This is a genomic window from Paracoccaceae bacterium, assembly GCA_019454225.1.
GTDB lineage: Bacteria > Pseudomonadota > Alphaproteobacteria > Rhodobacterales > Rhodobacteraceae.
In genome coordinates this window covers 2,080,336-2,106,652 of sequence record CP075370.1, presented here as the reverse complement: position 1 = coordinate 2,106,652, position 26,317 = coordinate 2,080,336, and the positions used below count along the sequence as shown (strand labels likewise).

Below are 26,317 nucleotides of genomic sequence, written 5' to 3'. Positions count from 1 at the left end.
CGCGGATGCCTTTCCGGCCGGGCGTGGCCTATCGCTCCAGCCGCGCCACTTCGGCCCTGAGACCCGCCACCAGTGCGGAAGCGAAGCGGTCCAGCCTGTCCGACCGCGTGTCCGCGTCGTGCCGGATCAGCCAGAAGGCACGGGTCAGCGCGATGCCCGGCAGCACAGGCACCAGTTCGGGGGCGTAGGGCATGGCAAAGGCATGGACCATCCCGATCCCCGCACCCTCGCGCAGCCACATCAGCTGCACCGGGATCGAGTTCGACCCGAGCGCCACACGCTCGACGCCGATCGCGGCCAGGTAGTCGAGTTCGGGGTCGAAGATCATGTCGGGGATGTAGCCGACCATCCGGTGCCCCCGCAGGTCGTCGGGCACCGCAGGCGCGCCCGCACGGGCGAGATAGGCGCGGGATGCCGCCAGATGCAGCCGGTAGTCGGTGATCTTCTGCACCGTCAGGCGACCGGCGGCCGGACGGCTGACCCCGATGGCCATGTCGGCCTCGCGCCGGCTGAGGTTGAAGACCCGCGGCAACGCCACGACCTGCAGGTCAAGGCCGGGGTTCTCGTCGGCGATGCGCGCCAGAACCTGCGGCAGCAGGTAGTTGGCGCAGCCATCCGGGGCCCCGAGGCGGATCTGGCCTGAAAGACCCTGCGCCTCGCCGCGCGCCGCCTCCTCGGCGCCCGCCATCGCGGCCTCGGCGCGTTCGGCATGGGGCAGAAGGCGCGCGCCTTCATCCGTCAGGGCATAGCCCTGCGGTGATTTCAGGAACAGCCGACGCGCCAGCCGGTCCTCGAGCCGGGCGATGCGGCGGCCCACCGTGGCCGGGTCGAGGCGCAACAGCTGCCCTGCGCCCGAAAGGCTTTCGGCGCGCGCCACGGCAAGGAAGATGCGCAGATCGTCCCAGTCCAATGCTTTGCATTCCCGCAAGATGGCTTTGGCACTTTGCCCCTTTATCCCGCATTTCTGCAAGCCTATCCTGACCGCGTCATTCGGGGAGGAACCCATGAAAGAGATCGGTCACTGGATCAACGGCAAGCGCGTCCCGGGCACGTCGGGCCGCCATGCGGATGTGTTCAACCCGGCCACGGGCGAGGTGCAGGCCCGCGTGGCGCTGGCCTCGTCGGCCGAGCTGGATGCCGCGGTCGCGGCGGCTGCGGCCGCGCAGCCGAAATGGGGCGCCACCAACCCGCAGCGCCGCGCGCGGGTGATGATGGAGGTGGTGCGCCTGCTGAACCGCGACATGGACAAGCTGGCGGAGGCGCTGTCATCGGAACATGGCAAGACGCTGCCGGATGCGAAGGGTGACATCCAGCGTGGGCTGGAGGTGGTGGAATTCTGCATCGGTGCGCCGCATCTGCTGAAGGGTGATTTCACCGACAGCGCGGGCCCGGGGATCGACATGTACTCGATGCGCCAGCCGCTGGGCGTGGCGGCGGGGATCACCCCGTTCAACTTTCCCGCGATGATCCCGCTGTGGAAGATGGCCCCCGCGCTGGTGTGCGGCAATGCCTTCATCCTGAAGCCGTCCGAGCGCGACCCCTCGGTGCCGCTGATGCTGGCCGAGATCTTTCAGGAGGCCGGTCTGCCCGACGGCGTCTTGCAGGTGGTGAACGGCGACAAGGAAGTGGTGGACGCTATCCTTGACAACCCGGCCATTGCCGCCGTGGGCTTCGTGGGATCGACCCCGATCGCGCAGTATATCTATGGCCGTGGCTGTTCGAACGGCAAGCGCGTGCAGTGCTTCGGCGGTGCCAAGAACCACATGATCATCATGCCCGACGCCGACCTCGACCAGGCGGCGGACGCGCTTGTGGGGGCGGGCTATGGCGCGGCGGGCGAGCGTTGCATGGCGATCTCGGTTGCCGTGCCGGTCGGCGACAAGACCGCCGATGCGCTGATCGAGCGGCTGGTGCCGCGGATCGAGAAGCTGAAGGTCGGCCCCTACACCGCCGGGTCGGACGTGGACTATGGCCCGGTGGTGACTGGCGCGGCCAAGGCCAACATCCTGCGCCTGGTGAACCGTGGCGTCGAACAGGGCGCGAAACTGGTCGTGGACGGGCGCGGCTTCACGCTGCAGGGCTATGAGGACGGCTTTTTCGTGGGCCCGCACCTGTTCGACCATGTGACCCGCGACATGGACATCTATCGCCAGGAAATCTTCGGACCGGTGCTGTCGACCGTGCGCGCGCAGAGCTACGAAGAGGCGCTGTCGCTGGCCATGGATCATGAATACGGCAACGGCACCGCGATCTTCACCCGCGACGGCGATACGGCACGCGACTTTGCCAATCGGGTGAACATCGGGATGATCGGGATCAACGTGCCGATTCCGGTGCCGCTGGCCTATCACACCTTCGGGGGCTGGAAGAAATCCGGCTTCGGAGACCTGAACCAGCATGGACCGGATGCCTTCCGGTTCTATACACGGACGAAAACGATCACGTCGCGCTGGCCGAGCGGCATCAAGGAAGGCGCCGCCTTCAACTTCAAGGCGATGGACTGAGGCCATAGCGTCCGGGTCGGCGCGTTTGCCAGGCCCGCGACCGAAACACTTGCGCAAGGTTGGGGCGCTACCCCGCGCCCTGACCGCCCCAGGGGAGAGAGGCGTCTTGGCCAGTACCGACCTCTGTGCACGGCTTGGCATCCGCCTGCCCCTGCTGCAGGCGCCGATGGCAGGCTATGCCACGCCCGCGCTGGCCGCTGCGGTGACCAATGCCGGCGGGCTGGGTGCGCTGGGGACCGCCACGCTGGCGCCGGACGCGATGGCCGCACAGGTCGCCGACCTGCGGGCGCGCACGAACGGCGCGTTCAACCTGAACTTCTTCTGCCATGCCGAACCGGACGCCTCGGTTGCGTCAGGCGCACTGGCGGCCATCTGGCCCGCCTTTGACAGCCTGGGTCTGCCCAGGCCCGACCGGTTGCCGCCCGCACCCTACCCCGCCTTCGGTGCGGTGCAGCTGGAATGGCTGATGGCGCATCCTCCGGCGGTGGCGAGCTTTCATTTCGGGCATCCCGGGGCCGCGGCCATCGCGCGCCTGCGGTCTGCGGGCATTGCCGTGATCGCCACGGCGACCTGCGTGGACGAGGCGCGGGAACTGGACGGTGCGGGCGTGGATGCGGTGATCGCGCAGGGGTGGGAGGCGGGCGGACACCGGGGCGCCTTCGCCGCCGAACCTGCGGACCGGGGCGTCGGGCTGATGGCGTTGTTGCCGCAGGTGGTCCATGCCGTATCCGTGCCGGTGATCGCCGCGGGTGGGATCATGGACGGGCGCGGCATCGCTGCGGCGCTGGCGCTGGGCGCGGCGGGGGTGCAGATGGGGACGGCGTTCCTGCGCTGCCCCGAGGCGGCGACGGCGCCCGCCCATGCCGCCACCCTGCAGTCGGCCCGCGACGATGACACCCATCTGACAGCCGCCTATTCCGGGCGCCCGGCCCGCGCGCGGCGCACCGCCTTTGGCGCGGCGCATCCGGACGGGTTTGCCCCCTATCCGCTGCCGCGCCCGCTGACCCAGGCCCTTGCCGCGACCGGATCGGCCGAGCACCAGTTCCATCTTCACGGTCAGGGGGCGCCGATGGCGCGCGTTGTGCCCGCGGCCGATCTGGTGGCGCAGCTTGTCACCGAAACCCGCGCTGCACTGGCGGACATCCGAGGGAGAGCATCATGGATTTCGGCCTGACCGAGGAGCAAGGCGCGATCTTCGACATGGCCAGAGACTTTGGCCAGGCCGAGATTGCCCCCCATTCCCGTGCATGGGAAGCCGCGGGAACCATCCCGCGCGACCTGTGGCCGAAGGTCGGGGCGCTTGGCCTTGGCGGGCTCTACGTGTCCGAGGATCATGGCGGGTCGGGTCTGTCGCGGCTGGATGCGACGCTGGTGTTCGAGGCGCTGGCCATGGCCTGCCCCGCCGTGTCGGCCTTCCTGTCGATCCACAACATGGTCGCGGGCATGATCGACCGCTACGGTTCGCCCGACCAGAAGGCCCGGTTGCTGCCCGGGCTTTGCGCGATGGAGACCGTTGCGTCCTACTGCCTGACCGAGCCGGGATCGGGATCGGACGCGGCGGCGCTGCGCTGCCGCGCGGTGGCAGGGGGCAACGGGTGGCGCCTGACGGGAACCAAGGCCTTCATCTCGGGCGGCGGTTATTCCGATCTTTACGTCGTCATGGCGCGCTCGGGTGCCGAAGGGCCACGGGGCATTTCGGCCTATCTGGTGACCGCCGGTGCCGACGGGCTGTCGTTCGGCGGGCTGGAGGACAAGATGGGCTGGCGCGCGCAGCCCACGCGCGCGGTTCAGCTGGACGGGGCGCCGGGCGACCTGCTGGGTGAGGAGGGACGCGGCTTTGCCTATGCCATGGCGGGGCTGGATGGAGGTCGCCTGAACATCGCCGCCGCGGCGCTTGGTGGGGCGCAGGCCGCGCTGGATGCGACGCTGCGCTACATGGGCGACCGCCGCGCCTTCGGGCAGCGGCTGACCGAGTTCCAGGCGCTGCAGTTCCGGCTGGCCGATTGCGAGGTGCGGCTGGCATCGGCCCGGGCCTTCCTGCGGCAGGCGGCGATGATGCTGGACGCAGGCCATCCGCTGGCCACCAAGCACTGCGCGATGGCCAAGCTGATGGTCACGGATGCCGCCTTCGACGTTGCCAACCAGTGCCTTCAACTGCACGGTGGCTATGGCTATCTGGCCGACTACGGCATCGAGAAGATCGTGCGCGACCTGCGCGTCCACCAGATCCTGGAAGGCACGAACGAGATCATGCGCGTGATCGTGGCACGTTCGATGATCGGCGCCCGCGCATGACCGACATCATCATCCGGCGGGACGGCCGCGCGGGGCGGATCACGCTGAACCGTCCGGCGGCGCTGAACGCGCTGACCGACGGGATGGTGCGGGCGCTGGATGCCGCGTTGATCGACTGGCTGCGGGACGATGCCGTGGACCTGATCGTGATCGACGCGGCCGGAGAACGCGCCTTCTGCGCAGGCGGCGACATTGCCGAGCTTTACGCGCAAGGCCGGGCCGGAAACTTCGGCCATGGGCAGGCGTTCTGGCGGCGGGAATACCGGATGAACGCGCGGATCGCGGAGTATCCGAAGCCGGTGGTCAGCCTGATGCAGGGCTTCACAATGGGCGGCGGGGTGGGCGTGGGATGCCATGCCACACATCGCATCGCGGGCGAGAGCAGCCGCATCGCCATGCCGGAATGCGGCATCGGCCTGGTGCCGGATGTCGGAGGATGCTTTCTGCTGGCGCTGGCACCGGGGCGGATGGGGGAATACCTGGGCACCACCGGCGCGCGGATGGCGGCGGGCGATGCGATCGACGCGGGCTTTGCCGATTGGTTCGTGCCCGAGGCGGGTTGGCCCGACCTGATTGCCGCGCTTTGTGCGACCGGCGACGCCACGGCGATCGAGACCGTGGCATGCCCTGCCCCGCCCGGGACGCTGTGCGCGGACCGCGCCGAGATCGAGACGCATTTCGCTGGCGAGACGCTGGGTGACATCTGGCGCAGCCTTGCGGCATCGGACAGCCCGTTTGCCGTCGCCACCCGCCAGGCGTTGCGACGGGTCTCGCCGCTGGCGGCGGCCTGCACGATCGAGATGCTGCACCGGCTGGGCGACGCGCCGACGCTGCGGCGGGCGCTGGAACTGGAATACCGGTTCACCCACAGGTCGCAGGAACACAGCGACTTTCTGGAAGGAATCCGCGCCGCCGTGATCGACAAGGACCGGTCGCCGCGCTGGCGGCACGCCGGACCGGACACGGTCACCGGGCTTGAGGTCGCGCGGATGCTGATGCCTCTGGGCAAGGACATGATGCGGTTCGAGGAGGACGTTGCATGAAGGTGGCAGTGATCGGTCTGGGCAACATGGGCGGCCCGATGGCGGCAAACCTGGTCGCCGCCGGGCATGCGGTCGCGGGCTTTGACGTGACCGGAAAGGGACCGGCCGGCGTGACCATGGCGGAGAGCGCGGCGGCGGCGGCGGCGGACGCCGAGGTGGTTGTCACCATGCTGCCGAACGGGACGATCCTGCGGACGGTGGCCGGACAGGTGATCCCGGCGATGGCGCCGGGCGCTGTGCTTTGCGACTGTTCCACGGTCGATGTCGAAAGTGCCCGCGCGGTGGCGGCTCAGGCGGCCGGGGCCGGGCTGATGGCACTGGATGCGCCGGTGTCGGGCGGCACGGGCGGTGCGGCGGCAGGAACGCTGACCTTCATGGTGGGCGGCCCGGCGGCGGCCTTCGACCGGGTGCGGCCCCTGTTCGACGTGATGGGGCGCAAGGCGGTGCATTGCGGCGAGGCAGGCGCCGGCCAGGCTGCCAAGATCTGCAACAACATGATCCTGGGCGTCACGATGATCGCCACCTGCGAGGCATTTGCGCTTGCCGACAAGCTGGGGCTTGCGCGCGACCGGATGTTCGACGTGGTCAGCACCTCGTCCGGGTCGTCCTGGTCGATGAACACCTATTGCCCCGCCCCCGGCGTCGGCCCGCAATCACCCGCCGACAACGGCTATCGCCCGGGCTTTGCCGCCGAACTGATGCTGAAGGACCTGCTGCTGAGCCAGCAGGCCGCCGAAGGCGTCGATGCCGATACTCCGATGGGACAGCTGGCCACCGCGCTGTACCGCCGTTTCGTCGAGGACGAGGACGGGCGCGGGCAGGACTTCAGCGCGATGCTGCCGCGGTTCGAGACGCGCGGGCGGGGATGATGGGCTGGACCGCCGCGATCGGCACGGCCTGCGCCGATGCCCTGGCACGACTGGACGCGCTGACCGAGCGCGAATTCCCGCGCGGCACCTTCCTGTTCCGCCCGGGCGAGGCGGCGCAGGGGTTTGTCGTCGTGCTGGCGGGGCGGGTCGAGGTGAACCTGGCCGGACCCTCGGGGCGCGAGATCCTGCTTTATGCCGTGGAGCCCGGTCAGTCCTGCATCCAGTCCACCTTGGGCCTGCTGGGCGATGAGCCCTATGCAGGCGAAGCGGTCTGCGCGACCGAGGTGCGCGCCGTGGTGATCCCGCGCGCGCTGTTCCTGACGCTGATGGAACGCGACGCGGCCTTCCGCCTGTATGTACTGCGCGCCTTTGCCCGCCGGATGCAGGACATGACACGGCTGCTGGAGCGGGTGGCCTTCGGGCGGGTGGAATGCCGCCTGGCCGATGCGCTGCTGTCGCTGGCCGAGGGCGACATCGTGCATGCGACGCAGGCAGAACTGGCCACCCGGATCGGCACCGCACGCGAGGTCGTATCGCGCGGGCTTGGTGCGCTGTCGCGCGCCGGGATGGTGGATACGGTCCGTGGTGCGGTGCGGCTGACCGATGCGGCGGGGCTGCGGCGGCTTGCCGCGGCGGGGGTGTGACCTGCGTCACAGACCGGATGCCGACCGTGGCGTAGCGTGACGGCCTGACCCCTGCCGGGTCGCCATCGGAGGACCATCATGTTCGCAACAAACGTCGGCGGAATCGACCGCATCCTGCGCATCGTCGTCGGCCTTGCGCTGATCGCCGGCTTCTTCCTGAACAGCGAGGCCAGCATGCGCTGGCTGTATCTGATCGGCATCGTGCCGCTGGCCACCGGCCTGCTGCAGACCTGCCCGCTGTACTCGGTACTGGGCATCAGCACCTGCCCCACGAAGAAGGGCTGAGGCGCGTCACGGGCGGCGGTCAGCGCCGCCCGATCCGGCCCAGATGCGTATCCTGGAATCCGGTCGGCTCCTTCAGGCCGTAACCCAGCATGCGGTCAAACCCGACATGGGCCAGCCACAACAGACCCGCGAAGACCAGTGGTCCTGCCGCAAAGGCAACCCCGAAGCCCGCAAGAAGCAGGCCCCAGCCGTAGAGGTGCAGCAGGTTGTAGACCGTCGTACCGATGCGCGGCCCGCCCAGATAGGCCGCGAAGGCGACATCGGGCGCGAAGAACAGCGCGATGGCCTGCCACCATGGCAGGTCGCGGCCCACCGATCCCGTCAGCGCGGCAATCAGGATCGCGGCGGCGAAAACCAGTCCGCCCTCGATGCGCTGCCACGCAACGGTGGTCATTCCGCAGCGACCCGTCGTCTGGGTTTCAGCATGTCGCGCAGATAGCGCCCGGTATGGCTGGCCTCGACCCGGGCCACATCCTCGGGCGTTCCGGTGGCCACGATCTGCCCGCCGCCGTCGCCGCCCTCGGGGCCGATGTCGATGATCCAGTCGGCAGTCTTCACGACGTCGAGGTTATGCTCGATCACCACCACCGTGTTGCCCTGCTCGACCAGTTCGTGCAGCACCTCCAGCAGCTTGCGCACATCCTCGAAATGCAGGCCGGTCGTGGGCTCGTCGAGGATGTAGAGCGTCCGGCCCGTCGCGCGGCGCGACAGTTCCTTGGACAGCTTCACCCTTTGCGCCTCGCCCCCGGACAGGGTCGTGGCCTGCTGACCGACCTTGATATAGCCAAGGCCCACCTCGCACAGCGCCTCCATCTTCTCGCGGATCGCCGGAACGGCCGAGAAGAATTCGCGCGCATCCTCGCACGTCATGTCAAGAACGTCCGATATACTTTTGTTCTTGAACTTTATTTCCAGGGTTTCCCGATTGTAGCGATGGCCCTTGCAGGTCTCGCAGGTGACATAGACATCGGGCAGGAAATGCATCTCGATCTTGATGACGCCATCGCCCTGGCAGGCTTCGCAGCGGCCGCCCTTGACGTTGAAGCTGAAACGGCCGGGCTGGTAGCCCCGCGCCTTGGCCTCGGGAAGGCCCGCGAACCAGTCGCGGATCGGCGTGAAGGCCCCGGTGTATGTTGCAGGGTTCGACCGGGGCGTGCGCCCGATCGGCCGCTGGTCGATGTCGATGACCTTGTCGAGATGTTCGAACCCCTTGATCGTCTCGCAGGGCGCGGGGGTCTCATGCGCGCCGTTCAGTCGCGTCGCCGCGGTCTTGAACAGCGTCTCGATGGTCAGCGTGGACTTGCCCCCGCCCGATACCCCGGTCACGCAGACGAACTTGCCCAGCGGAAACTCTGCGGTGACGTTGCGCAGGTTGTTGCCGGTGGCCCCCACCACTGTCAGCGTCTTGCCGCTGCCCTTGCGCCGCGTGCGGGGCACCGCGATCTCGCGGGTGCCGGCGAGATACTGGCCGGTCAGACTGGCAGGGTCTGCGGCGATCTGAGCAGGCGTGCCATGCGAGACCACACGCCCGCCATGGACCCCGGCACCCGGACCGAGATCATAGACATAGTCGGCCTCGCGGATCGCATCCTCGTCATGCTCGACCACCAGCACGGTGTTTCCCTGGTCGCGCAGGTTCTTGAGCGTGGTCAGCAAGCGGTCATTGTCGCGCTGATGCAGGCCGATCGAAGGTTCGTCCAGCACGTAGAGCACGCCGGTCAGGCCGCTGCCGATCTGGCTGGCCAACCGGATGCGCTGTGATTCCCCGCCGGACAGGGTGCCGGCGTTGCGGCTGAGCGTCAGGTAATCGAGGCCGACATTCACCAGGAACCCCAGGCGCTCGCGGATTTCCTTGAGGATGGCGCGCGCGATCTCGTTGCGCTGCGGTGTCAGCGATGCAGGCACCGTCTCGACCCAGGCATGGGCCTCGCGGATCGACAATTCGGTGACCTGTCCGATGTGGCGGCCGGCGATCTTGACCGCCAGCGCCTCGGGCTTCAGGCGGTAGCCATGGCAGGTGCCGCAGGGACGGTTGGCCTGATAGCGCTCCATCTCCTCGCGGCTCCAGGCGCTGTCGGTCTCCTTGTAGCGACGCTGCATGTTCGGGATGATCCCCTCGAACACGCGGCGCACCTTGTAGACACGCCCGCCCTCGTCATAGGAGAAATCGATCTCATCGCCGCCGGACCCGTGCAGGAACAACTGCTTGACGCTGTCGGGCAGGTCCTTCCATTTCTTCTTCTTGTCAAAGCCATAGTGCCGCGCCAGCGCGTCGACGGTCTGGGTGAAGTAGGGCGACTTCGACTTGGCCCAGGGTGCGATGGCGCCGCCCGGGATCGTCAGGCCCTGGTCCGGCACGACCAGCCGTTCGTCAAAGAACAGTTCCACGCCCAGGCCGTCGCAGGCCGGGCAGGCCCCGAAGGGCGCGTTGAACGAGAACAGTCGCGGCTCGATCTCGGCAATGGTGAAGCCACTGACCGGGCAGGCGAATTTCTCGGAATAGGTGATCCGCTGCGGCGCCTCGCCCTCGGCCGCGTCGGCCAGTTCGATCACCGCGATTCCATCCGCCAGGTTCAGCGCGGTGCGGAAGCTGTCAGCCAGCCGCACCTCCAGCCCCTCGCGCACCACAATACGGTCCACAACCACGTCGATGTCATGCCGCAGCTTCTTGTCCAGCACCGGCGGATCGTCGAGTTCATGGAAAGCCCCGTCGACCTTGACCCGCTGGAAGCCCTGCTTGCGCAGGTCCAGCATCTCCTTGCGGTATTCGCCCTTGCGGTCGCGCACGATGGGGGCCAGCAGATAGGCGCGCGTCCCCTCGGGCATCGCCATCACCGCGTCGACCATGTCCTGCACCTGCATCGCCGCGATCGGCAGCCCGGTGGCGGGGGAATAGGGCACGCCGACACGGGCGAACAGCAGGCGCAGGTAGTCGTAGATCTCGGTCACCGTGCCGACGGTGGACCGCGGGTTCTTCGACGTCGTTTTCTGTTCGATCGAAATCGCGGGCGACAGGCCGCTGATGTGGTCGACGTCGGGCTTTCCCATCATGTCGAGGAACTGGCGGGCATAGGCCGACAGGCTTTCGACATAGCGGCGCTGTCCTTCGGCATAGATCGTGTCGAAGGCCAGGCTGGACTTGCCCGACCCCGACAGGCCGGTGATCACGACCAGCCGGTCGCGCGGGATGTCGACGTCCACGCCCTTGAGGTTGTGCTCGCGCGCCCCCCGCACCGAAATGAACTTCGCTTCCGCCATGACCCGCCCCTGACCGATCCTTCACACATAGGCCGGGGCAGCCGAGTCTCCAACCGCATTTTGTGAACGAAACGTGAATTTCCTGGGCATCTCAGGGTCTGCCGCCGAGGCGGAGGGCACCTCAGGCCGGAAGATGCCCGCCCGCCCAGGGCAGATAGCCCGCCGCCGCGTAGCACAGATAGCAGAGACCCGCCGCAACCGCATGGCGCGCCCGCGCCTCGCAGTCGAGCGCCCCCCTGCCGGTCTCGTGCGCCGCGCGCTGCCGTTCCAGCCAGGCATCGGCCAGGTGCAGCGCCGAGAGGGTCAGGACGATGGTTTCGATGGGCGTCATGGGATGTCTCCGGGGCGGAATGCCCCGTGACCTAGATGCCATGCCCGCAGCCGCGACCCTACCGAAGATGCTGAAAACATTGGAAAGGCCGACTGTCATCCAGCCGAAACACATTCGTTACAGGCGACCCTGCAGGTTACAGCACGGCCGGAGCGGCGCGCTCGAACCAGTCATAGATCTGCCCGCGCGCCGCCTGTCCGGCCACCGGCCGGTCGCCCGCCGCCGCGGCCGGTGTCAGCGCCACCGCGAAGCGGACCGTCACCGCCGCCGCCACATGGGCCGCAACGCTCGGCGGCACCGCGCAGAGCCGGGCGGTGTCGGCGACGGCGGATCTGCCCAGCCCGGTCTCCTCGCACAGGTCCGACAGCGGATCGCCCCCGGCCCTCGCGGCGCCCACGAGGACATCCGCAAGCCCCGGCAGGATGGCCGAGAACTGAGCGACCACGACCGCGGGCATCAGTGCGGGATCCGCCAGACGCCGGGCGAAGCCTTGCACGATCAGGCCCGCCTGATGCGGCTGCGTCAGGGTCAGGGGCGATTCCACGAAGCGCCTGATCGTGGGACGACTGACCCCGTGCACCACGTTGCAGATCGGTCCGGCCGCATAGACCAGCCCCGCCCTCGCGCACCAGCGGCGCAGATAGGGCAGGCCGCAGCGCGCCTGCTGCGTCTGGGCCGGACTGGGCGACAGCTGCGACCGCAGGACATCCGCATAACCCATGACACGCTCTCCCTGCCGCAGTTTTCCTTGACACAGGGTCAAGACTTCCTGTGACAGCGGCGTATGGATTCCGTGACCCTCCGATGAAGGCGTCCGGTCAGACCCGGTCGGCCCGTCGCCGCCGCGCCAGCCATGCGTGCATCGCCATCCCCGCCAGACACAGCGGCAGCGCAAAGGCCACCACGCCCCATCCCCCCGCCCCCGCCATCAGCGCGGCCAGGATCGGCGTGCCCGTCACCGTGCCCACATTCCCCATCTGCGCCAGGGCTCCCGCCGCCCGCGCCCGGTCGCCCGGATCGGGGTTCAGCTGCGGAATGGCCGCGAAACTCGCCCCCTGCACGAGGCCCAGCGCCCCCGCCACCCCCAACGCCCCCGCCAGCATCAGCCCCTCGCCCAGCACCAGCCCCAGCGCGAACAGAACCACGCCCGACGCCCCCGCCGCGAACCCCGCCTGCACCAGCCGCACCGCCGCCATCCGCCGCAACGCCCAGACCCCGAGGCTCAGCGACAAGGCAATCGAGACCAGCGGCATCCCCGTCGCCGCCACCCCCCGCAGACCGGGCGAAAACAGCGGCGGCACCAACGTCAGCAACGCCACATAGGCCATTGTATAGAAAACGAACCCCAGCGCAGGCGCCGCCACCCGCGGGCTGGCATAGATCGCCCGGTGCTGCGCCAGCAGGCCCCCGAAGGGCCCCACCTCCCGCGCCCCGTCCCGCGGCACGATCCACAGGCACAGCACCGCGCAGACCGCCATCCAGACAGCATGCCCCCAGAACAGCCCCGCCACGCTGCCCGCCAGCGGCGCCACCAGCGCCAGCACCGCATAGGTCACGCCAAAGAACGACGACCACAGCGTCATCGCCAGCCCCTGATGCCGCCCCGCCGACACGCCCGCAATGATCACCGGCCCCGCCACCACGATCGCCAGATGCGACACCCCTTCGGCCACCCGAAGCGCCATCATGGCACCATAGCCGGGCAACCCCGACTGCAACGCCGAGGCCAGCGCGCCCAGCGCCAGCGCGCCCGCCATCACCCGCCGCGCGCCCAGCCGCGCCACGATCAGCCCCGCCGTCGTGCCGAACACCAGACCCACCAGCCCGACAACCGACACCAGCAGCCCCAGCGCCACCGGCGAAACCCCGCCATAGTGCTGCGCCATCAGATCCCAGGCGACGGATACCTTGCCGAACTGCGCCGCAGCACCCAGCCCGGCGAGCCACACCGCCAGAACGATTCCCGCAGCGCGCATCCCGCCGCCCTCTCACTTCGACAGGCGCCACGCGCCAGGCCAGGCAATCACCCGATGTGCCGGGACCACCGACGCCGCCATGGAACCGTCAGCCATGCTGCATCAGAAATGCAGCGCCCGGCCGTAGGCGTCCAGCACCGCCTCGTGCATCATCTCGGACAGGGTGGGATGCGGGAAAACGGTTTCCATCAGCTCGGCTTCGGTCGTCTCCAGGCTGCGGCCCACGACATAGCCCTGGATCAGTTCCGTCACCTCGGCACCGACCATGTGCGCGCCCAGCAACTCGCCCGTCTTGGCGTCAAAGACGGTCTTGATCATGCCCTCGGGTTCGCCAAGCGCAATGGCCTTGCCGTTGCCGATGAACGGAAAGCGGCCGACCTTCACCTGATGGCCCGCCGCCTTGGCCTTGTCCTCTGTCAGGCCGACGCTGGCAACCTGTGGGTGGCAATAGGTGCAGCCGGCGATGGAATTCGGTTTGATCGGGTGGGGATGTTTGCCTGCGATCAGTTCGGCCACCATGACACCTTCATGGCTGGCCTTGTGGGCCAGCCATGGCGCCCCGGCGACATCGCCGATGGCGAACAGCCCGTCGACGCCGGTCCGGCAGAATTCGTCGGTCACCACATGTGTCCGGTCGATCCTGGCGCCCAGTGCCTCAAGTCCGAGGTTCTCGACATTTCCGACAATCCCGACCGCGGAAATCACCGTGTCGAACTCCTGCGTCTCGACCTTGCCGTCGCGCTCGATATGCGCCGTTACGCCGACGCCGGGCTTGCGATCGAGTTTCTTGACGCTGGCCTTCTCGATGATCTTCATGCCGTGCTTGACGAACTGCTTCTTCGCGAAGGCCGCGATCTCCGCATCCTCGACCGGCAGGATGCGGTCCATCACCTCGACAACCGTGGTCTCGGAACCCATGGTGTTGAAAAAGCTCGCGAACTCGATGCCGATGGCGCCCGACCCGATGACCAGCAGTTTCTTCGGCATGCGGCTGGCCACCAGCGCATGCTTGTAGGACCAGACCAGATCGCCATCCGCCTCGAGCCCCGGCAGTTCGCGCGCCCGCGCGCCCGTCGCCAGAACGATGGCGGGCGCCGCCAGGTCCTCGGTCCCCTTGTCGGTCTTGACGGATACCCGGCCCTTCGCGGGGATCGTCGCCTGCCCCATGAACACCGTGACCTTGTTCTTTTTCATCAGGTGCCCGATGCCGCCGGACAACTGCTTGGCCACCGCCCGGCTGCGCGCGACCACCGCCCCCAGATCGAAGCCGACCTTGTCGGCGGACAGGCCGAACTCCTTGGCGCGGTGCATCAGGTGAAAGACTTCCGCAGACCGCAGCAGTGCCTTGGTGGGGATGCAGCCCCAGTTGAGGCAGATGCCGCCCAGATGTTCGCGTTCGACAATGGCGACCTTCAGGCCCAGTTGCGCGCCCCGGATCGCGGCCACATAGCCGCCGGGACCTGCCCCGATGACGATCATGTCGAAGTCTCGCGCGGCCATCGGATCCTCCCTCGTGGCGAAAGTCGTTTACCCTTAAACTATCGCTGCATGGCGAGCAATGAACGCCGCGTCACCGGCCCATGCAACAGACGCATGGCTAGCCCTGCAGGCGCCGCACCTCTGCCATGTATCCGCCGGCCTCCAGCCACTCCGTCTCTTCCGCCGTGCTCGTGCGGCCCAGCGCGGCATTGCGGAACGGAAAGCGGCCGAACCGGTCGATCACGGCCTGATGGGCGCGGGCGTGCAGCAGGTTTTCCGGTTCGGACGGCAGGCGTTCGGCGAAAAGGCGCACCGACAGGGCCTGGTCGGCGGGGTCCTCGGAATGCTCGAACGGCAGATACATGAACTGCCGTTCCGGTTCCGGTACGGCCATGTCCCAGCCCGCGTCCAGCGCCCGACGTGCTGCGGCGCGCGCCATCGGATCGGTCGCGAAAGCCTCGGCGCGGCCACGATGGATGTTGCGCGGAAACTGGTCGGTCACGATCAGGAAGGCCAGTGTCGGCGCGGGGCCATCAACCCAATGTGCCAGGCCACCCCCATGCGCCGCCGCCCAAAGATCGAGCCAGCGCTCGCGGATCTGGGCGTCAATGGCCTCGCCCCCGACATACCAACCGTCGGGGCCGATCTCGTCCAGCCAGTAGTCCAGCACCGAAGCCGGATCATCCATCGCGCATCCTCCGCCCTTGCCGGGGCAGCCTGACAGGTCGATTGCGATGGCGCAACCGTCCGGCGACTAGGGCTGGCGCGGCACCGGGTCGGAACCCTTGTCCTCGACCAGCCGACCGACAGCCAGGGCCGAGGCCCCCGGTGCGATGGTGACGGCAGCGCCGGACCGCCCGGGCGCCGCCCGGCGTGTCATCCGCCATGCGGCATAGGCCGCGAGGGCCGCGAACAGCACGCCGATGAACAGGAAGAATCCGCCCGGCCCCGCTGTCTCCATGATCCAGCCGGTGGCCAGCGGGCCGAAGATCGCACCGAACCCGTTCAGGAACAGCAGCCCGGCCGAGGCCGCGGCCATGTCCTCCTTCGGCAGGAAGTCGTTGGTATAGGCGATCAGCAGGGCGTAAAGCGGGTTGGCGATGCCACCCAGCAGGAACGATACCATCAGCAGCACCGCGAATGGCGGCGCCGCCAGCACCGCGATGGCCATCACCAGTGCCCCGCCCCCCGACAGCCACAGGATCAGGCCGCGGCGATCCATGCGGTCCGATGCCCAGCCGATGGGGTACTGAAGCACCAGCCCACCCAGGTACATCACCCCGATGAATATCGAGATGCCCTGCACCGAAAGCCCTGCAAGACCGCCCCAGACCGAGGCCATGCCGAACATGGCCGAGAATACCCCGCCCGTCAGCAGCATCCCGACGCAGCCCAGGGGCGAGATACGGAACAGGCGACGAAAGCTGAGCGCGCGTGTCTCCTCGAACACCGGGGCCTGGGTGGCGGCCAGCAGGATGGGCGTGAAGGCCAGCGACACCAGAACCGACGGAATGATGAACAGAACGAATCCCGATGGATCGCCAAGGTTCAGCAGCGCCTGAGACGAAATGATCCCGATCATCTGCACGATCATGTAGGCCGACAGCGCCTGTCCGCGCGTCTCGTTCGTGGCGGCGTTGTTCAGCCAGCTTTCGGCAGTGACATAGACCCCGGAAAAACAGAACCCGATCAGCATCCGCATCCCGGCCCAGGCGATCCAGTCGGGAATCGCGGGATAGAGGATCAGGATCGCCGAGATCAGCGATCCGAGCGCAGCAAAGACGCGGACATGCCCGACCTGCCGGATCATGCGGGGAGCCAGCTGCGAGCCACCGAGGAAGCCCACGAAATAGGCGGACATGACGACGGACATCTGGAAGGTCGAAAACCCCTCGATCGCGCCGCGGATGCCCAACAGCGAGCCCTGGACACCGTTGCCGACCATCAGCAGCATGATGCCCAGAAGAAGCGGCCAGCTGACCTTGAGAACCTTCAGCATTCCGCCCCCTTGACCCGGCGCGATTCGCCGTCGCCCCTTTCCGATGTGCCATCGGTGAACTATCTTCGGCAAGTCGCGCTTCGGCTGCACCGCAAATCTGTGGTGCGCGGGGCTGCGCACCATCACAAGACGTTCCCGGGCCAGGCCCGGAGCGACCCCGCCAAGTCCCGCCCCCGGTGGCCCGCAAGCCCCCCCGGACCCGACCAGAGGAGAGGCCGCCATGAGCCTGCGCGTTACAACGGACGACCACGCCCCTGCGGGAAGCCCCGACGCCGCGCGGCTGCGGTGGCAGGGCATACTGACACCCGCCGACCGTGACTGGTGTCGGCGTGAGGGCATGGCGCTAGGCTTCGATCCCGTCCAGGGTGGCTGGGTCGTGATGCCGGACAGGGGCTATGCCGACGACCTGCCCGAGGCCGATGCCCCGCTGTCGCATGCCGCGGGTCTGTCGCTTCGGCCCTGGGCCATGGGCGACCTGCCCGTCTATCATGCGCTGCTGGACGATCCCGCAGTCTGGCAGTACCTGCCCGAACCGTTTCCCGATCCGCTGACAACCGACATGGCGGCCGACCTTATTGCCCTCTCGGCGATGTCGGACCGCCACGCGGTGCGCGCTGTCGTGTCTGAAGGTCGGCCCGTCGGTCAGGTGCGGCTGGAGTTCGGCAATGATCCGGCCGAGGCGGAACTCAGCTACTGGCTGGGTCGAAACCAATGGGGGCGCGGGATCGGGCGCCGGATGGTGGCGAAGTCGGTGGCCTGGGCGCGGACGGAATTCCCACAGGTAGCGCGACTGACGGCCCGGGTACGGCCGACCAATGCCGCATCTGCCCGCGTGCTGCTGGCGGCGGGCTTCGGCTGCGAGGGCCAGCGCGGCGGCTGGGACCTCTACGGCCTGACCCTGCACCGCGCCTGACGCCCGGCACGGCACACGCGCCGGCGCCGATTATCCCTTCTTGTCCAGATGCTTGCGCAGGCGCGACGGCGTGCCGAAATTCTTCTTCATGCGGAAGGGGTTCTTGTCGCCCTGGCTGCGGAAGGTGATGCGGATCGGGGTTCCGGGCATGTCGAAATGATCGCGCAGACCGTTCACCAGATAGCGGCGATAGCTTTCGGGAATGTCCTCGGGGTGGCTGCACATCACGATGAACCCCGGTGGCCGGGTCTTGATCTGCGTCATGTAGCGCAGACGGATGCGGCGCCCCCCCGGCGCCGGTGGCGGATGCGCCTCGGTCATCGCGCCCAGCCATGAATTCAACCGGGCAGTGGTCACACGACGGTTCCAGATGTCATGCGCGCGGCGAATTGCATCATGCAGCCGGTCGAGGCCCCGGCCGGTCAGGCCCGACACGGTCACCAGCGGCGCGCCACGCAACTGCGGCAGCAGACGGTCGAACATTTCCTTCAGTTCGGCCAGTTTCTCCTGCTTGTCGGTTTCCAGGTCCCATTTGTTGACGGCGACGACCACCGCGCGACCCTCGGTCTCGGCGAAATCCGCGATGCGCAGGTCCTGCACCTCGAACGGGATCTGCGCGTCCAGCAGAACGACCACCACCTCGGCAAAGCGCACGGCGCGCAACCCGTCCGCTACCGACAGTTTTTCCAGCTTTTCGGTCACGCGCGCCTTCTTGCGCATGCCCGCCGTGTCGAAGATGCGCACCGGTGTGCCGTGCCATTCGGCACGCACCGAGATCGCATCGCGGGTGATCCCGGCCTCGGGGCCGGTCAGCAGGCGGTCATAGCCGAGAATCCGGTTGATCAGCGTCGACTTGCCCGCGTTGGGCCGCCCGATCACGGCAATCTGAAGCGGCTTCTTCGCGGTGGGGCGGTGTGCCTCGGGGTCAGCCTCGGTATCGGCATCATCCTCGGCGATATCCTGGTCGATCACCGGGGCATTCTCGGCCTCGCGCTCGGCGAACTCGGCCTCGAACGGCTTCAGCAGGCGGTAGAGATCGTCCATCCCCTCGCCATGCTCGGCGGAAATCGCCACCGGTTCGCCCAGCCCAAGGCTCCAGCCTTCCAGCGCGCCAGCCTCGCCGGCGCGTCCCTCGGCCTTGTTCACCCCCAGGATCACCCGGGCGCCCTTCTTCCGCAGGATGTCGGCAAATGTCTCGTCCGACGGGGTGACCCCGGTCCGCCCGTCGATCAGGAACAGGCTGACGTCCGCAAGGTCCACCGCGCGTTCGGTCAACCTGCGCATCCGGCCCTGAAGGCTGTCGTCGGTCACCTCTTCAAGCCCCGCCGTGTCGATCACGGTAAAGCGCAGGTCGAACAGCCGCGCATCGCCCTCGCGCAGGTCGCGGGTCACGCCGGGCTGGTCGTCCACGAGCGCCAGCTTGCGGCCCACCAGACGGTTGAAAAGCGTGGACTTGCCCACGTTCGGGCGACCCACGATGGCAAGGGTAAAGCTCATGCGAGCCTCCGGCGATCAGGAAGCCGCCCCCTTACACGCCCGCGCCGTCAGCGGAAAGCGTGAAGTTGCCCGTTCTGCCCCGCGATCACCATCAGACCCTGCGCAAAGGCCGGGGCGGCCGCTGCACCACCCGGAACATTCACGGCGCCCAGCGGACTGCCGTCAACCGGATTGAAGAACCGCACCAGCCCGTCACCCGACGCGACCACCAGCCGCCCGCCCGCCAGCACCGGTCCGAAATGCGGCACGATCTCGGCCCGACGGCGTTCGCGGGTCGCGGTGAAATAGGGCATCTCGACCGACCAGACCGTTTCGCCGGTTCCGGCGTCCAGCCGCACCAGTCGCGCCTCGTCCGACACCAGGAAGACGGCGCCACCGATCGGCAGCACGGGGCCGTAGGCGCCTTCCTTGGCCGTCCAGCGGCGGATGCCAGTGCCGGTGTCGATCGCCACGGTGCGGCCCGACTGGTTCCCCACATAGGTCACATCGCCCGCCACGACCGGATCGCCGGTGATCTCGGACAGCCTGGCGTAGGTGCGGCCCCGGCGCGATCCGGCTACCGTCGCCGACCACAGCCGCACACCGCCTTCGCGCAGCGCCGCCGTAACCTCGCCACTGGCAAAGGGCAGCAGCACGGTCGTGCCGGTCACCGCGGGCGACGCGGCACCGATCATCCCCGATGGCGATGGCGTGCCCGGCAGTTGCCAGACCACGCGCCCGTTCTCGGCCGCAACCGCCCAGGCGGAACTGTCGCGCGCGACGGCAAAGACGAGGTTTCCATCAACCGTGGGTGCGCCCGCTGCCGGTGCGCCCAGCTTCTGGCGCCAGATCACGGCACCGGTCTGCGGGTCCATCGCGATCAGTTCGCCATAACCGGTGGTCGCAAAGAGGCGACCATTGCCAAAGGCGAGGCCGCCGCCCGAAATCTCGTTCCGGGCGATCTCGGGCGTGAGGTCGGCCGTCCAGGCGGTGCCTCCGGCGGGGGAAACCGCGGTGACCCGCGCCACCGAATCCATCGCGAACACAAGGCCGCCACCGATCACCGGCTGCGCCGCGATGCGGGTGCGGCGGCTGTTTCCCTGGCCGATGTTCACGGACCAGACCAGCGCGGGTTGTGCAGACAGGGCGGCATGGGGCGGCAGATGGCGGGCGTTGCCACCGCGCTGAGTCCAATCGGCAACCTGCGTCTGCGGCGGCAGCGAAATGGGCTCGGAGCGGTTGACGATCTGGTTTGTGGTATCGACCGGCGGGGGCGCGCCTTCCTCGACAAGGGACGCCTCAAGCGGTGCGCGGGGATCGAAGCGCTCGCCTTCGAGGATCAGCTCGCGTTCCTGGCAGGCGGCCAGAACAAGCAATGCGGCAAGGCCGAAGGCTGCACTCCGGGGGATAGCCCCGATCTTTCCCGCCGCTTGCGCCATTGCCCCACCGTCCTTTTCCTGCGACCGCCCTGCCCGGCGGGGCACGTCACACCCCGTCACGCCCACCCCCGAGCGCGGTGATCATCTGCTCGGCACGGCGCCGCAAACCAGCAGGCGCTTCCTGATCCGTCGTCAGCGCGCGCAGTTGCGTGATCGCAGCGTCGGTGTCACCCGCCTCGACCGCCAGATAGGCAAGCTGCTCCAGCGCAAGCGGCCGCAGGGATCGCCCGGGCGCCGCCAGCGGATCGAGCGCCGCGCGCCGCTCGGCCGCAGGCATGTCGGTCCCCGCCACGATCACGCGCCGAAGGGTCGCCATGTCGCGCCAGACCTGCGGCAGCGCCGCGTCGGTCGCAACGGCATCCAGCGCGGCAAGGGTTCCCGCCCGGTCGCCCTGCGGGTCCGACGCCAGCAAGAGGCCGACCAGCGCCGCACGTTCCCGGCTGTCTCCCGTGGGAACCGAAGCCAGGGCCGCGCGCCGCGCATCGGGCGTCGGCGCATCCAGGGCATCCAGAACGGCATCGCCGAACATCCGCGCCTCGGACTGCGCCTGGGCCTTCCGCCACTCCGAAAAAGCGGTGCCGCCGACGAGAAGAAGCACCGCAAGGATGCCGATCCAGCCATAGCGCCGCATCAGCGCGAACAGGCGGTCGCGGCGCACCTCTTCGGTGACCTCTTCGATAAAGCTGTCGGGGTTGCTCACGCCGCCGTCTCCTTGCCTTCCCGCCGTCTTACACGGGAAGCCGAGACCTTGCCAAGCCCTGCGCCGGATTGGTGGTCCGCGCGATGTGACGTTGCGTCCTGCGTTGTGCATTTGCAGAAAGCACGCAACGTCACCTTGCGCGGCCCTTGCGAAAAGACTAATCTGAACCGGATAGTTCAGCGTATGAGCCTCAGGATCGCGGCGCATGCCCTGCGCCCACCGCCGCGGTTCGTGCGATGTGAGGCAAGAATGCGGTTTCTCCCCCTTCTGACGGCTGCGCTGGTTTCGGCGACGCTTTACCTTCTGGTGTTCGAGCGTGATCGGCTGACGGCCTTCGCGTCCGGCGATGCCGCTGCGGCACCCGACGCCGCCCCTGTCATCGATGCACCGCCGGGCGCTGCCGAGATGCGGCGGATTTCGGTTGTCGTCAGACAATCGACGGCGCAGGAGGTCGACAACGGCGTGCTCGCCCGTGGCCAGACCGAGGCCGCGCGGCAGGTCGAGGTGCGATCCGAAACCTCGGGGCTCGTGATCTCGGAACCCCTGCGCCGGGGGGCCTATGTCGCCGCAGGCCAGGTGCTTTGCGAACTTGACCCCGGCACCCGCGCCGCAACCCTTGCCGAAGCCGAGGCCCGGCTTTCCGAGGCGCGCTCGCGCCTGCCCGAGGCACAGGCCCGCGTGGTCGAGGCGCAGGCGCGCCTGAACGAGGCACAGATGAACGACCGCGCCGCCGTGCGGCTGTCGGAAGGCGGCTTTGCATCGGAAACCCGGGTCGCGGGCACGCAGGCGAGCGTCGAGTCGGCGCGCGCCGCGGTCGAATCTGCGCGGTCCGGTCTGTCGGCCGCCGCGTCCGGGATCAGTTCGGCCGAAGCCGCGGTGGAAAGCGCCCGGCGCGAGATCGACAAGCTGACGGTCCGCGCGCCCTTCGACGGATTGCTGGAATCGGATGCCGCCGAACTGGGGGCGCTGCTCCAGCCGGGCAGCCCATGTGCGACGGTCATCCAGCTCGATCCGATCAAGCTGGTCGGCTTCGTGTCGGAAACCGACGTCGACAAGATCGAGGTCGGCGCGATGGCGGGGGCGCGGCTGGTGTCGGGGCGTCAGGTGGCGGGGCGCGTGACCTTCTTGTCCCGGTCGGCCGATCCGCTGACCCGCACGTTCCGGGTCGAGGTCACCGTTCCGAACTCCGATCTGGCCATACGGGACGGCCAGACCGCCGAAATGCTGATCGCCGCCGAGGGGCGCAGCGCGCATCTGCTGCCGTCCTCGGCGCTGACGCTGGATGACGACGGCAAGCTGGGCGTCCGGATCGTCGACGGGGAAAGCCGCGCGCAGTTCGTGCCCGTGACGATTCTTCGCGATACGCCGCAGGGCGTCTGGCTGTCGGGGCTCCCGGACACGGCCACGGTGATTCTGGTCGGCCAGGAGTTCGTGACCGACGGTGTCGAGGTCACGGCCGTCGTGCGCGAGGTGGCGCCGTGACCGGACTCGTTGACTGGGCCGCATCACGGGCCAGGATGGTCGTTGCCTTCGTGATCCTGTCGGTGATCGCCGGAACGTATTCCTATGTCAGCCTTCCCAAGGAGGGCGAGCCCGACATCGAAATCCCGGCACTTTTCATCTCGGTCCCCTTCCCCGGCATTTCCGCCGCCGACAGCGAGACGATGCTTGTCAAGGTCATGGAGACCGAGATGGCCGGTCTCGACGGCCTGAAAAAGATGTCGGGCACGGCGGCCGAGGGCTACGGTGGCCTTGTGCTGGAGTTCGAGTTCGGCTGGGACAAGACCCGAACGATCGCCGACGTGCGGGACAAGATGAACAACGCCGAGGCAAAGTTCCCGTCCGGCGCGGAGAAATACTCGATCAACGAGATCAACTTCTCCGAGTTTCCCATCGTCGTGGTCGCGCTGTCCGGTCCCGTGCCCGAACGCACATTGCTTCGGGCCGCAAAGGACCTGCAGGACCGCATCGAAGGGATGGATGCGGTGCTGAAGGCCGAGCTTGCCGGCCACCGCGACGAGATGCTGGAGGTGGTGATCGACCCGCTCCGGCTTGAAGCCTACAACGTCACGGCGGGCGAGCTGATCAGCGTCGTGGTGAACAACAACCAGCTGATCGCGGCAGGCGAGGTCGAGAATGCCGAGGGGGCCTTTGCGGTCAAGATCCCGTCGTCATTCTCCAATGCCCGCCAGGTTTATGGCCTGCCGGTCAAGAAGAACGGCGACCGCGTGATCCGGCTGGGCGATATTGCCGACATCCGCCTGACCTTCGAGGACCGGCGCGGCACGGCCCGCGTGAACGGAGAGACCACAGTCGCCATCCAGGTCGTGAAGCGCAAGGGGTTCAACCTGATCGACACGGTCGATGAGGTCCGCCGGGTGGTCGAGGCCGACCGCGCCAACTGGCCGCCCGAAATGCAGACCGCCGTGCAGACCACCGTGGCGCTTGACCAGTCGACGCAGGTGGCCTCGATGGTCAGCCAGCTGGAAGGCTCGGTGCTTACGGCCATCGCCCTGGTGATGATCGTGGTGCTCGCCTCGCTGGGTACCCGCTCGGCGCTGCTGGTGGGCTTTGCCATCCCGACCTCCTTCCTGCTGTGCTTCGCACTGCTGGCGGTGATGGGCATCAGCGTGTCGAACATCGTGATGTTCGGCCTGATCCTTGCCGTGGGGATGCTCGTCGACGGGGCGATCGTGGTCGTCGAATATGCCGACAAGCGCATACAGGAAGGTTCGGGCCCGATGGCCGCCTATACCGAGGCGGCCAAGCGCATGTTCTGGCCGGTCGTCAGTTCCACGGCAACGACGCTCTGCGCCTTTCTGCCGATGCTGTTCTGGCCCGGCGTGGCGGGCGAATTCATGGGGATGCTGCCCGTCACCATCATCTTCGTGCTTTCGGCCAGCCTGGTGGTCGCGCTGATCTACCTGCCGGTCATGGGCGGCGTCGCAGGCCGGATGAGCCGCAACTTCACCCGCGCGGCGCAGGTGCTGCGGCGCGTGATGCCGTGGTGGGCGCGTGCGATCCTGGTGCCGCCATCGCTGTACCTGATCTTTCTCGGGGCGATGCAGGCGCTGAACCCGGCCTACCTGCTGGGCAGCGCCGCGCCGACCGGTGCGATGTCGATCGTTCCCGGGGCGCTGCTGTTCATTCTGGGGGGTATCCTGTCCTCGATCACGCTCGAGGCGGCAAAGATCGAACGGCGCGCACGCAGCATCCGCGCGGGCTATCGCCGCACGCCCTTCGGATGGGTCATCAAGACCATCGCGGGAAATCCGGTGATGCCGCTGGTCACCATCGGCGCGGTGATCTTCTTCGTCGTGTCGGTGTTCGGCTATTTCGCCACGCATTCCAAGGGCGTGGAGTTCTTCGTCGAATCCGAGACCGAGCAGGCCATCATCTATGTGCGCGCCCGCGGCAACCTGAGCCTGGCCGAAAAGGACGCCCTGTTGCGGCAGGCCGAGTCGATCGTGCTGCAGACCGAGGGCGTCGATACCGTCTTTGCCTTCGCCGGCCAGGGCGGTCTGAACTCGAACACCGGCGGTGCCACGGCCCCGCTCGACACCGTGGGGCAAATCCAGGTCGAGATGATCCCGTGGGACGACCGCAGGGACCGCCCGGACCTGGACGGCGACGTGGTGCTTGACGCGATCATGGCGAAGCTTGCCGCCCTGCCCGGGATCGAGACCGAGTCGATCAGCCAGAGCCGCGGCCCCGCCTCCGGCAAACCGGTGCACCTGCGGCTGAAGGGCGACGATTTCGCGACACTGCACGAAGCGGTGCGGATCGTCCGGTCGAAGTATGACGCAACCACCGGCCTGATCGCGGTCGAGGACAGTCTTCCCCTGCCCGGAATCGATTGGGAAATCAGCGTCGATGTCGCGCAGGCGGGCCGTTTCGGTGCGGACGTGGCGACGGTGGGTGGCATGGTGCAACTGGTTACCCGCGGCATCCTGCTTGATACGATGCGGGTGGATACATCGGACGAGGAAATCGAGATCCGCGTGCGCCTGCCCGAGGACGACCGCGTGCTGTCCACGCTCGACACGCTGAAGGTACGCACGCAGGAAGGGCTTGTGCCGCTTTCGAACTTCGTCACGCGCACGCCTGTCGCCAAGCTGGGCCGGATCGACCGGGTCGACCAGCAACGCTATTTCGACGTGAAGGCCGATGTGGCGCCCGGTCTGACGACCGATGCGGGCGCGGCGATCAATGCCAACGAACGCATCGCGCATCTGACCGAATGGCTGACCGAAGAACGCCCCCTGCCCCCCGGCGTGACCTGGGAATGGACCGGCGACCAGGAAGAGCAGGCGGAATCCGGCGCCTTCCTGATGTCGGCCTTCGCCGGGGCCCTGGGCCTGATGTTCATCATCCTGCTGGCACAGTTCAACAGCTTCTATAACGCCGTTCTGGTTCTGGTGGCCGTCGTGCTGTCGACCGCCGGGGTTCTGATCGGGATGCTGGTGATGGACCAGACGTTCTCGATCATCATGACCGGGACGGGCATCGTCGCCCTGGCCGGGATCGTGGTGAACAACAACATCGTTCTGATCGACACCTATCAGGACTTCAGCCGCTACATGCCCAAGGTCGAGGCCATCGTGCGCACGGCCGAACAGCGGATCCGCCCGGTGCTCCTGACCACGATCACCACCATGGCCGGCCTGACGCCGATGATGTATGGCCTCAGCCTCGATTTCATCGGCGGGGGCTGGTCGATCGACAGCCCGACGGCGCTGTGGTGGAAGCAGCTCGCGACAGCGGTGGTGTTCGGGCTTGGCATTGCAACGGTGCTGACGCTCGTCTTTACCCCCGCGCTGCTCGCAGCGCGCGTCTGGTTCGAGACAGGCGCCTATCGCACGGCGCGGGGCCTGGCGGCGCTCGCCGGACGCGACAGCGCGGCATCGCGCGAGATCGCCCTGGACCGGGCCGCCCGCAGGGTGCGTTCGCCCTTGATCCTGTGGGAGGATGCGGCGGAGCCACCGCAGGAGACCACCGCGGACACCGCACCGCCACCGCCCCCCGAGACGGCTGCCGAGGCAGAAAAGACACCCGTCCAGGGCATGCCCCGTCCGCCGCTGCGCGCCGCCGAATAGCAACCGGTCG

22 protein-coding genes are annotated in these 26,317 nt (G+C 68.0%); 10 read left to right on the top strand and 12 right to left on the bottom strand.

Features of this window, described 5'->3' with window-relative positions:
- Positions 1–28 precede the first annotated feature (28 nt).
- Positions 29–910: a LysR family transcriptional regulator gene (locus tag KF887_09995; protein ID QYK39810.1), complete on the bottom strand. Its 882-nt coding sequence runs from the start codon at positions 908–910 to the stop codon at positions 29–31.
- A 94-nt stretch (positions 911–1,004) separates the two neighbouring features.
- Here KF887_09995 and KF887_09990 point away from each other — a divergent pair, with 94 nt between their 5' ends.
- The 7 genes from KF887_09990 (at position 1,005) to KF887_09960 (ending at position 7,640) form a co-directional block, all read left to right on the top strand.
- The gene (locus KF887_09990; protein QYK39809.1) at positions 1,005–2,504 is read left to right on the top strand and encodes a CoA-acylating methylmalonate-semialdehyde dehydrogenase; all 1,500 of its coding nucleotides are present in this window, start codon (positions 1,005–1,007) and stop codon (positions 2,502–2,504) included.
- A 106-nt stretch (positions 2,505–2,610) separates the two neighbouring features.
- Complete coding sequence (locus KF887_09985; GenBank protein QYK39808.1) at positions 2,611–3,678, top strand: nitronate monooxygenase; 1,068 nt, start codon at positions 2,611–2,613, stop codon at positions 3,676–3,678.
- Entirely contained in the window at positions 3,663–4,799 is a 1,137-nt protein-coding gene (locus KF887_09980; protein QYK39807.1) for an acyl-CoA dehydrogenase family protein, read from the top strand. Before KF887_09985 ends, KF887_09980 begins: the two co-directional genes overlap by 16 nt.
- Positions 4,796–5,842 (top strand): enoyl-CoA hydratase/isomerase family protein, encoded by a 1,047-nt coding sequence (locus KF887_09975; GenBank protein ID QYK39806.1) that lies wholly within the window; start codon positions 4,796–4,798, stop codon positions 5,840–5,842. The genes KF887_09980 and KF887_09975 overlap by 4 nt, the downstream gene beginning before the upstream one ends.
- Positions 5,839–6,711 (top strand): 3-hydroxyisobutyrate dehydrogenase, encoded by an 873-nt coding sequence (gene mmsB / locus KF887_09970; protein QYK39805.1) that lies wholly within the window; start codon positions 5,839–5,841, stop codon positions 6,709–6,711. The genes KF887_09975 and mmsB overlap by 4 nt, the downstream gene beginning before the upstream one ends.
- Positions 6,708–7,355 carry a Crp/Fnr family transcriptional regulator gene (locus KF887_09965; protein ID QYK39804.1) on the top strand — a complete coding sequence of 216 codons (648 nt, stop codon included), beginning with the start codon at positions 6,708–6,710 and terminating at the stop codon, positions 7,353–7,355. The genes mmsB and KF887_09965 overlap by 4 nt, the downstream gene beginning before the upstream one ends.
- A gap of 78 nt (positions 7,356–7,433) precedes the next feature.
- On the top strand, positions 7,434–7,640 hold the full coding sequence (locus KF887_09960) for a DUF2892 domain-containing protein (GenBank protein QYK39803.1): 207 nt from the start codon (positions 7,434–7,436) through the stop codon (positions 7,638–7,640).
- Positions 7,641–7,659: 19 nt separating this feature from the next.
- Here the strand turns inward: KF887_09960 and KF887_09955 are convergent, their stop codons facing one another.
- The 8 genes from KF887_09955 to KF887_09920 all read right to left on the bottom strand — a co-directional run bounded on the left by KF887_09955 (position 7,660) and on the right by KF887_09920 (position 16,683).
- Positions 7,660–8,034: a DUF4260 domain-containing protein gene (locus tag KF887_09955; protein QYK39802.1), complete on the bottom strand. Its 375-nt coding sequence runs from the start codon at positions 8,032–8,034 to the stop codon at positions 7,660–7,662.
- Positions 8,031–10,898: an excinuclease ABC subunit UvrA gene (gene uvrA / locus KF887_09950; GenBank protein ID QYK39801.1), complete on the bottom strand. Its 2,868-nt coding sequence runs from the start codon at positions 10,896–10,898 to the stop codon at positions 8,031–8,033. Before uvrA ends, KF887_09955 begins: the two co-directional genes overlap by 4 nt.
- 121 nt (positions 10,899–11,019) lie before the next feature.
- Positions 11,020–11,229 carry a hypothetical protein gene (locus tag KF887_09945; GenBank protein ID QYK39800.1) on the bottom strand — a complete coding sequence of 70 codons (210 nt, stop codon included), beginning with the start codon at positions 11,227–11,229 and terminating at the stop codon, positions 11,020–11,022.
- Between the two features lie 136 nt (positions 11,230–11,365).
- A complete protein-coding gene (locus tag KF887_09940) occupies positions 11,366–11,950 on the bottom strand; it encodes a hypothetical protein (protein ID QYK39799.1) in 585 nt (194 codons plus the stop codon).
- Between the two features lie 97 nt (positions 11,951–12,047).
- Complete coding sequence (locus tag KF887_09935; protein QYK39798.1) at positions 12,048–13,205, bottom strand: MFS transporter; 1,158 nt, start codon at positions 13,203–13,205, stop codon at positions 12,048–12,050.
- A 102-nt stretch (positions 13,206–13,307) separates the two neighbouring features.
- Positions 13,308–14,705, bottom strand: coding sequence for a dihydrolipoyl dehydrogenase (lpdA, locus tag KF887_09930; protein ID QYK39797.1), 1,398 nt, complete (start codon positions 14,703–14,705; stop codon positions 13,308–13,310).
- A 97-nt stretch (positions 14,706–14,802) separates the two neighbouring features.
- Positions 14,803–15,372 carry a DUF924 domain-containing protein gene (locus KF887_09925; GenBank protein ID QYK39796.1) on the bottom strand — a complete coding sequence of 190 codons (570 nt, stop codon included), beginning with the start codon at positions 15,370–15,372 and terminating at the stop codon, positions 14,803–14,805.
- A 66-nt stretch (positions 15,373–15,438) separates the two neighbouring features.
- Positions 15,439–16,683 (bottom strand): MFS transporter, encoded by a 1,245-nt coding sequence (locus KF887_09920; GenBank protein QYK39795.1) that lies wholly within the window; start codon positions 16,681–16,683, stop codon positions 15,439–15,441.
- Between the two features lie 220 nt (positions 16,684–16,903).
- Between KF887_09920 and KF887_09915 the strand changes: the two genes are divergently transcribed.
- Complete coding sequence (locus KF887_09915; protein ID QYK39794.1) at positions 16,904–17,596, top strand: GNAT family N-acetyltransferase; 693 nt, start codon at positions 16,904–16,906, stop codon at positions 17,594–17,596.
- Between the two features lie 30 nt (positions 17,597–17,626).
- Here KF887_09915 and der read toward each other — a convergent pair whose 3' ends face one another.
- The 3 genes from der to KF887_09900 are packed head-to-tail and all read right to left on the bottom strand — an operon-like array spanning position 17,627 to position 21,211.
- Entirely contained in the window at positions 17,627–19,093 is a 1,467-nt protein-coding gene (der, locus tag KF887_09910; GenBank protein ID QYK39793.1) for a ribosome biogenesis GTPase Der, read from the bottom strand.
- A gap of 47 nt (positions 19,094–19,140) precedes the next feature.
- On the bottom strand, positions 19,141–20,511 hold the full coding sequence (locus KF887_09905) for a PQQ-binding-like beta-propeller repeat protein (protein ID QYK39792.1): 1,371 nt from the start codon (positions 20,509–20,511) through the stop codon (positions 19,141–19,143).
- Between the two features lie 46 nt (positions 20,512–20,557).
- Positions 20,558–21,211 (bottom strand): hypothetical protein, encoded by a 654-nt coding sequence (locus tag KF887_09900; GenBank protein ID QYK39791.1) that lies wholly within the window; start codon positions 21,209–21,211, stop codon positions 20,558–20,560.
- 249 nt (positions 21,212–21,460) lie between these two features.
- Here KF887_09900 and KF887_09895 point away from each other — a divergent pair, with 249 nt between their 5' ends.
- Both KF887_09895 and KF887_09890 read left to right on the top strand, forming a co-directional pair.
- Complete coding sequence (locus KF887_09895) at positions 21,461–22,693, top strand: efflux RND transporter periplasmic adaptor subunit (protein ID QYK39790.1); 1,233 nt, start codon at positions 21,461–21,463, stop codon at positions 22,691–22,693.
- On the top strand, positions 22,690–26,307 hold the full coding sequence (locus tag KF887_09890; protein QYK39789.1) for an efflux RND transporter permease subunit: 3,618 nt from the start codon (positions 22,690–22,692) through the stop codon (positions 26,305–26,307). The genes KF887_09895 and KF887_09890 overlap by 4 nt, the downstream gene beginning before the upstream one ends.
- Positions 26,308–26,317 lie beyond the last annotated feature (10 nt).

Bases quoted from the DNA above. Each gene is read 5' to 3' on its own strand.
- mmsB (QYK39805.1), top strand. From the start codon at position 5,839: ATGAAGGTGGCAGTGATCGGTCTGGGCAACATGGGCGGCCCGATGGCG.
- uvrA (QYK39801.1), bottom strand. From the start codon at position 10,898: ATGGCGGAAGCGAAGTTCATTTCGGTGCGGGGGGCGCGCGAGCACAAC.
- lpdA (QYK39797.1), bottom strand. From the start codon at position 14,705: ATGGCCGCGCGAGACTTCGACATGATCGTCATCGGGGCAGGTCCCGGC.
- KF887_09915 (QYK39794.1), top strand. From the start codon at position 16,904: ATGAGCCTGCGCGTTACAACGGACGACCACGCCCCTGCGGGAAGCCCC.
- KF887_09935 (QYK39798.1), bottom strand. From the start codon at position 13,205: ATGCGCGCTGCGGGAATCGTTCTGGCGGTGTGGCTCGCCGGGCTGGGT.
- KF887_09975 (QYK39806.1), top strand. From the start codon at position 4,796: ATGACCGACATCATCATCCGGCGGGACGGCCGCGCGGGGCGGATCACG.
- KF887_09965 (QYK39804.1), top strand. From the start codon at position 6,708: ATGATGGGCTGGACCGCCGCGATCGGCACGGCCTGCGCCGATGCCCTG.
- KF887_09945 (QYK39800.1), bottom strand. From the start codon at position 11,229: ATGACGCCCATCGAAACCATCGTCCTGACCCTCTCGGCGCTGCACCTG.
- der (QYK39793.1), bottom strand. From the start codon at position 19,093: ATGAGCTTTACCCTTGCCATCGTGGGTCGCCCGAACGTGGGCAAGTCC.
- KF887_09990 (QYK39809.1), top strand. From the start codon at position 1,005: ATGAAAGAGATCGGTCACTGGATCAACGGCAAGCGCGTCCCGGGCACG.
- KF887_09920 (QYK39795.1), bottom strand. From the start codon at position 16,683: ATGCTGAAGGTTCTCAAGGTCAGCTGGCCGCTTCTTCTGGGCATCATG.
- KF887_09895 (QYK39790.1), top strand. From the start codon at position 21,461: ATGCGGTTTCTCCCCCTTCTGACGGCTGCGCTGGTTTCGGCGACGCTT.
- KF887_09955 (QYK39802.1), bottom strand. From the start codon at position 8,034: ATGACCACCGTTGCGTGGCAGCGCATCGAGGGCGGACTGGTTTTCGCC.
- KF887_09960 (QYK39803.1), top strand. From the start codon at position 7,434: ATGTTCGCAACAAACGTCGGCGGAATCGACCGCATCCTGCGCATCGTC.
- KF887_09905 (QYK39792.1), bottom strand. From the start codon at position 20,511: ATGGCGCAAGCGGCGGGAAAGATCGGGGCTATCCCCCGGAGTGCAGCC.
- KF887_09940 (QYK39799.1), bottom strand. From the start codon at position 11,950: ATGGGTTATGCGGATGTCCTGCGGTCGCAGCTGTCGCCCAGTCCGGCC.
- KF887_09925 (QYK39796.1), bottom strand. From the start codon at position 15,372: ATGGATGATCCGGCTTCGGTGCTGGACTACTGGCTGGACGAGATCGGC.
- KF887_09980 (QYK39807.1), top strand. From the start codon at position 3,663: ATGGATTTCGGCCTGACCGAGGAGCAAGGCGCGATCTTCGACATGGCC.